This window comes from bacterium (genome assembly GCA_021372775.1).
GTDB lineage: Bacteria > Acidobacteriota > Polarisedimenticolia > J045 > J045 > JAJFTU01.
This window is the reverse complement of record JAJFTU010000035.1, coordinates 1-6,331: the sequence shown is the minus strand read 5'-3', so window position 1 is coordinate 6,331 and position 6,331 is coordinate 1. Positions and strand designations below refer to the sequence as shown.

Below are 6,331 nucleotides of genomic sequence, written 5' to 3'. Positions count from 1 at the left end.
CGCCGCCGCCGGCGCGGGGCCGGAAACGAAGGCCGGCGCTTCCGCCGGACGCGGCGGGGCGGCGGGCGGCTCGATCGGCGACGCCGCCGCGCGCGGCGCGAACGGGGCGGCCGCGGGCGGGGGCGGCGTCGGACGCAGTTCGGCGCCGGCGCCGTAGCGCGTGTCGAGCTTCAGCAGCACCAGCTTGGTGATGTGCCGCAGCGTCTCCTGCACGCCGACGCCGGTGGTGGCCACGGCGTCGTAGAACGGCGCGTTGTGCCGGTTGAGCTTCTCGTTGAGCAGATCCAGCGGCAGCGCGCTCGGCAGGTCGCGCTTGTTGTACTGCAGCACGTGCGGCATCTCGGCCAGCGCGAGGCCGTGCGCCGCGAGATTCTCCTCGAGGTTGCGGTACGACTCGAGGTTCGCCTCCAGCATGCTGTCCTGGCTGTCGGCGACGAACACGACGCCGTCCGCCCCCTTGAGGACGAGCCGGCGCGTTTCGTTGTAGAAGACCTGTCCGGGAACCGTGTAGAGCTGGACCTTCGTCTTCATCCCGCCGAGTTGGCCGAGATCGATCGGCAGGAAGTCGAAGAAGAGGGTGCGGTCGCTCTTCGTGGCCAGCGAGAGCATCTTGCCGCGCACGTTCTCCGGCATGTGGTCGTAGATGAACTGCAGGTTGGTGGTCTTCCCGCAGAGTCCCGGGCCGTAGTAGACGATCTTCGTCGTCAGTTCGCGGGTCGAGTAGTTGAAGACGACCATCGTTCCCTCTCCCCCCGCGCCGGCGGCCCGGGCGGTTCAGTGTGCAAACATAGGACGGTCGGCGCCCGGGTGTCAAAAGCGCTTGCGGGACGATCTGAACTCGACGAGGACCGGCGTCGGCCCGAAGTCGAACTCATCCCGCAGCCGCCGTTCGAGGTAACGGGTGAAGGCGTCGTCGATCTTCTCCGGATCGCGGCAGAAAACGACGAAACGGGGGGGCAGCGTGCCGGTCTGGGTGATGTAGAGGGTCTTCGGTCCGGTCCCGCCCTTCCCCGCGATCAGCTCGGCCATCGCCCGGGCGAGGAAGCGGTTCAGCTCGGAGGTGGCGACGCGGCGGCAGGCGGCGGTGGCCGCCTCGCGGGCGAGGTCGAGCACCTTGAAGGCCCGCTGGCCGGTGAGGGCGGAGATCGTCAGCTTCGGCGCCGCTTCGAGGAACGCGAACCGCCGCTCCATCTCGCGCTCGAGCTCCTTGACCCGCTCCTCGGGGTTCTGGACGAGGTCCCACTTGTTGAAGGCGACGACCAGCGGCCGGCCGGCCTCGGTGATCTCGCCGGCGATCGAGGCGTCCTGCGTCGTCGGCCCCATCACCGCGTCGAGGACCAGCACGGCGACGTGGGCCCGCGCGATCCGGCGGCGGGCGACGATGATCCCGACCGCTTCGTCCTGCGTTTCGGCCTTGGTCCGGCGGCGCAGGCCGGCCGTGTCCACGAGGCGGAAGCGGCGCCCGTCGCGGGTCAGGACGACGTCCACCGCGTCGCGCGTCGTTCCCGGCTGCGAACTGACGGTCACCCGCTCCTCGCCGGCGAGGCGGTTCACGAGGGACGACTTGCCGACGTTCGGACGGCCGACGACCGCGACGAGCAGCTCGCGCTCCGGATCGGGGCGCTCGTCCTCGTCCGCGCGCTCCGCGTCCGGGGGGCCCGGCGGGAGCAGCGCTTCGATCGCCGAGGCGAGGTCCTCGACGCCGAGGCCGTGCTCGGCCGAGACGGCCAACGGCTCGCCGAGGCCGAGCCGCCAGGCGTCGGCGACGTCGCCGCCGCGCGCCGGCGTGTCCACCTTGTTGACGGCGACGATCGTCGGCAGGCCGGCGGGCTTGAGGATGTCGGCGATCGCGTGGTCGAGCGCGGTCGCGCCGGCGCGGCCGTCGATCAGCAGCACGATCACGTCCGCCTCGGCGACGGCGGCCATCGCCTGACGCGTCACTTGGCGCGACAGTTCCTCGTCGGCGTCGGGGACGATGCCGCCGGTGTCGAAGAGGACCACCGCGCGCTTGTCGAGGCGGCAGATCCGCTCGAGGCGGTCGCGGGTCACGCCGGGACGGTCGAGGACGATCGCCTCGCGCCGCCCGAGGAGCCGGTTGAAGAGGCTCGACTTGCCGACGTTGGGGCGCCCGACGAGCGCCACGCACGGCAGCCGCCGCGGGGAGGGGTTGGCTTGCGTCTCGTCGCTCATGCTTCTCTCATTGGGCCGATTGTCGCCCAATCCGCGCCGCGCGCGCCAATCCCTTGTCGCGCCGGCGCTTACCTTGACCCCCGCCGACGCCGCCCGTAGACTCTCGGCCGCGGAGGGAGCGCATGGTCAAGGCCGACATCGTCAACCGCGTCTTCGACGCGGCGAAGGCCGACGCGGAGCGCGCCGGGCGCGAGCCGATGAGCAAGGCCCAGGCGAGTTTGGCGGTGGACGCGATGTTCGACGCGCTGCGGGACGCGATGGTCCGCGGCGAGCGGATCGAGTTCCGCGGTTTCGGCGTCTTCCAGGTCCGCCCGCGCAAGCGGGGCGTCGGCCGCAACCCGCGCACGGGGCACGAAGTCAAGATCCCGCCCGGCCGCACCGTCCGCTTCAAGCCGGGCAAGGATCTGCGCGACCTCGGCCAGTGAGCGCGAACGGGCCTCTGCCTTGGGGCTCGTCCCCCGCTCCGGCGGCGACGCCGCTTCCCCCGCCGCGCCGCCGCTTCGCGCGGCTTCCTTGGATTCTCGCGGCGCTGACCTTCGTCACGACGACCTTCGCCGGCGCCGGCTTCACCGAGCGCGGCGGACGCGCGCTCGAGGCGCTCCTCACCCTCGATCCGCTGCGTTTCGCCGGCGCGCTGCCGAGCGTCGCCGCGGCGGGGCTGCCGTTCTCGATCGCGGTGATGGCCTTCTTCTTCGCCCACGAGATGGGGCACTACGTCGCCTGCCGCCGCTACGGCGTCGAGGCGACGCTGCCGTTCTTCATTCCCACGCCGCCCCCCTTCCCGTTCGGCACGATGGGCGCCGTGATCCGGATCAAGTCGCCGATCCCGAGCCGCCGCGCGCTCTTCGACATCGGCGCCGCGGGGCCGCTGGCCGGCTTCGCCGTCGCCCTGCCGCTGATGGCGCTCGGCATCCTGCTCTCGCCGCTCGCCGCGCCGGGCCCGGCGCCGTCCGGCGCCTGGGTCTTCGGCGACTCCCTGCTGGTCTACCTGCTCGAGGGGCTGCTGCGCCCCGACGCCGCGGGGACCGGGCTCGTCGCGCATCCGGTCTTCCTCGCGGCGTGGCTCGGCCTGCTGGCGACGGCGATGAACCTGATCCCCGCGGGACAGCTCGACGGCGGACACGTCGCCTACGCCGTCGCGCCGCGCTGGCGGCGGGCGATCGCGCATTCCTCCGCGGCGTTCCTCGTCGCGCTCGTCGCCGGGCGCGGCCTGCTCCACCACGAGTTCTCGGGCTGGGCGATCTGGGCGGCGATCGTTCTTCTCTTCGGCCGCAACCACCCCTACGTGCCCGAGGACGGCCTGCCGCTCGGCCGGACGCGCCTGATCCTGGCGGCGGCCTGCCTCGCGATTCTCGTCCTCTGCTTCGCCCCCGCCCCGATCGCCGAAGTTCCCTGACGCCGCGCCTCCGCCGCACGCGCCACGCCCCGCCGCGCTCCGAGGCGACGACGAGCCGCGTCTCGCCCGCGCAGGCCGCGGAGAGCGAGCCGTCGAGCGCGGTGTCGAAGCGCGCGACGCGCGCCGCGGCGAGGCGGGCCAGCGTCTCGCCGTGCGGGTGCCCGTAGGGGTTGTCGAGGCCGCGGCTGATCAGCGCCGCCCGCGGGGCCGCCCGCCGCAGCAAGGCGCGCGTCGTGCAGCCGCGCGCGCCGTGGTGGCCGACGACGAGAACGTCGATCCGCGGAATCCGCTTCGCGAGGACCAGCTCCCCCTCGACGTCCGCGTCGGCGTCCCCGGGAAGCAGCGCGGCGAGCGAGCCGATCCGCGCCAGAAGGACGATCCCCGCGCGGTTCGGATCGTCGCGCCGCCCGCGCGGCGGAAAGAGCGCGCGCAGTTCCGCGTCGCGGCCGAGCGCCCGCCAGCCGTCCTCGACCGTTTCGATCGGCACGCCGCGGGCCGCCGCCTGGGCGCGCAGCGAGGCCAGCGCCGGGTCGTCGAGCGCGAGCGGCGGGACGGCCACCGCGCCGACGTCGAGGGCCGAGAGGATCTCGGCCCCGCCCCCCGAGTGGTCGCGGTCGGCGTGGCCGACGACGAGATAGTCGATCCGCGGCACGCCCCGCTCCCGCAGAGCGCGCAGCAGGGCCCTCGTCCCGTCGCGGCGGCGGTCGTCCGCCGCGTCGAAGAGGACCGCGCCGCGGCCATCGGAAAGGAGCGCGGCCGAGCCTTGCCCGACGTCGAAGACGACGAGCCCGGGGGGCGGCGCGGGCGGAGGGACGGCGTGCCAGCGCAGCGGCCACGCCCAGAGCGCGAGGACCAGCGGCGCGGCGGCGAGGGCGAGCCTCGGACGGCGCGGCGCGAGGAGGATCGCGCCGAAGAGGACGGCGAGCGCGGCGGCGGCCCAGAGGACGCCGCACGGCGCGGCGATGCGCCCGGAGCCGGGCCAGAGCGCGACCTCGCGCGCGGCGAGCAGGATCCAGCGCGAAGCGCCGCGGCCGACCGCGAGCGCCGCGGCGGCGAGCGGCCCGGGGGGCGCCAAGACGGCGATCCAGCCCGCGGCGAACTGCGGCGGCACGGCCGGCGCGGCGAGGATGTTCGCCGGAATCGTCCACGGCCCCGCGCGCCCGGTGGCGAGGACGAGGATCGGCCAGGTGGCGAAGGTCGGCGCGACGAACGCCAGCGCGGCGAGGACGCGGCGCGGCAGCCCGGCCACGAGGACGATCGAGGCCGTCGCCGCGACCGTCAGCGCGAACGACAGCGACGAGGCCAGCGTCGGATCGAGCGCGAGCAGGAGCAGCGCCGCGTGCGCCAGCGCGGCCGCGGGCGGCGCGCCGCGCCCGAAGACCGCGCCGCTCCGCGCGACGAGGACGGCGAAGGCCGCGCGCCGCACCGGCGGATCGGCCGGAAGGAGCGCGAGCAGCAGCGCGACCGCCGCCAGCGCCGCGGCGCGGCGGCGTGGATGGCCGCTTCCGCCGAGCGGCGCGGCGAGGACGCCGAGGACCAGCGCGGCCATGCCGACGTTGAAGCCGGAAACGACGGCGATGTGGGCGAGCCCGGAGGCGCGCATGGCGCGCCACGCGTCGTCGGGAATCGCGTCGCCGACGCCGGCGACCGTGGCGAAGAGCAGGCCGCCGACGTCGTCGTCCGGGCCGCGCACGAGCGCCGACCGCGCGCGCCGCTGGAACGCGCGTCTGAGGCCTCCCGGCGCCGCGAGGAGGCGGTCGAGCGCCGTCGGCCGCTCGACGACCCGGATCGTCGAGAGCGCGGCCGCACGGGCCCCCAGAGGCGCGCGGCGATCGTCCTCCAGCGGCAGGTCGATCAGCGCGCCGGGGCCGAAGCCGTCGGGCGGCGCGTCGCACGCGGCGTCGCCGGTCGCGGGGGCGCGCAGGACGAACGTCCCCCGCCCCGGCGCGCGGAGTTCCAGGCGAAAGCCGGAGGGGCTTTCGTCGAACGAGACGACGCGCGCCCGCAGCCGGCCCGCGAAGGGCGGCGGCGGGGCGCCGGGAGACGCCAAGGCGGCGTAGGCGAGCGCGACCGCGCCGACGAGCCACGCGACGCGCGCGGGGCGCCCCCGCGCGTCGAGGAGCGCCGCGCGCGGAAGACCGCGCGACCGCGGGCCTTCAGGACGCCCCCGCGCGCCGAGGAGCGCCGCCAGCGCCGCGGCGAGGGCGAGCGATCCCGCGGCGTTCGGCGCAAGCGCCCCCGCCGCGGCGCCGCCCCATGCGGCGAGCGCCGAAACCAACAGCAAGCGCGTCCCCCGGGTCACGCCACGAAGATCCGAAGACCGCGCGCCCGGCGCCGCCGCTTCGCGCCGCGCCCGTCCCGCGCGCGGGACGACCCTCGGGACGGCGATCACGGTGTTCCGCTGCGCGCTTCGCCCGTCCCGCGCGCGGCTGCGGCCGACGAGCGGGCGCGCACGGACCGCACGGCGACGCCGAGATCGTCGCGGCGGCGCGAACAGGGCCGCGCGGCCGTCCCGCGGAGAGCGCCGATCGCTCAGCGCAGCGGGAGCAGCGTCAGGTCGGGAAGGCGGAAGCGGACGCGGAGAAGCCGCTCGAGCGCCGTTCGTTCGGCGCGCGCGCGGACGTCGTCGGCCATCGCCGCGGCGTACGGCGCGACCGCCGCGCGCGCCTCGGCGACCAGCGCGGCGCGGTCCTCCTCGGCGAGCGCGGCGAGGCACGCCTCGCCGAGGTCGCGCGCCAAGGCGCC

The 6,331-nt window shown here is 75.7% G+C and carries 4 protein-coding genes and 2 pseudogenes; 2 read left to right on the top strand and 4 right to left on the bottom strand.

The genetic code is table 11. The annotated features are described in order from the left end of the window. Window positions 1-165: 165 nt before the first annotated feature. Together LLG88_01525 and der are read right to left on the bottom strand one after the other, a co-directional pair. Window positions 166-738 (bottom strand): annotated as a pseudogene (locus LLG88_01525) (gliding-motility protein MglA). Window positions 739-810: 72 nt separating this feature from the next. Further along, window positions 811-2,190: a ribosome biogenesis GTPase Der gene (gene der / locus LLG88_01520; GenBank protein ID MCE5245588.1), complete on the bottom strand. Its 1,380-nt coding sequence runs from the start codon at window positions 2,188-2,190 to the stop codon at window positions 811-813. Window positions 2,191-2,312: 122 nt separating this feature from the next. Here der and LLG88_01515 point away from each other — a divergent pair, with 122 nt between their 5' ends. Together LLG88_01515 and LLG88_01510 are read left to right on the top strand one after the other, a co-directional pair. After that, the gene (locus LLG88_01515; GenBank protein MCE5245587.1) at window positions 2,313-2,615 is read left to right on the top strand and encodes an integration host factor subunit beta; all 303 of its coding nucleotides are present in this window, start codon (window positions 2,313-2,315) and stop codon (window positions 2,613-2,615) included. Continuing rightward, window positions 2,612-3,586 (top strand): site-2 protease family protein, encoded by a 975-nt coding sequence (locus LLG88_01510; GenBank protein MCE5245586.1) that lies wholly within the window; start codon window positions 2,612-2,614, stop codon window positions 3,584-3,586. Before LLG88_01515 ends, LLG88_01510 begins: the two co-directional genes overlap by 4 nt. A 448-nt stretch (window positions 3,587-4,034) precedes the next feature. Here the strand turns inward: LLG88_01510 and LLG88_01505 are convergent. Together LLG88_01505 and LLG88_01500 are read right to left on the bottom strand one after the other, a co-directional pair. Continuing rightward, window positions 4,035-5,279: pseudogene (locus tag LLG88_01505) on the bottom strand (ComEC/Rec2 family competence protein). 839 nt (window positions 5,280-6,118) lie between these two features. Then, window positions 6,119-6,331 (bottom strand): hypothetical protein (locus LLG88_01500; GenBank protein MCE5245585.1); only part of this gene is annotated, 213 nt, incomplete at its 5' end.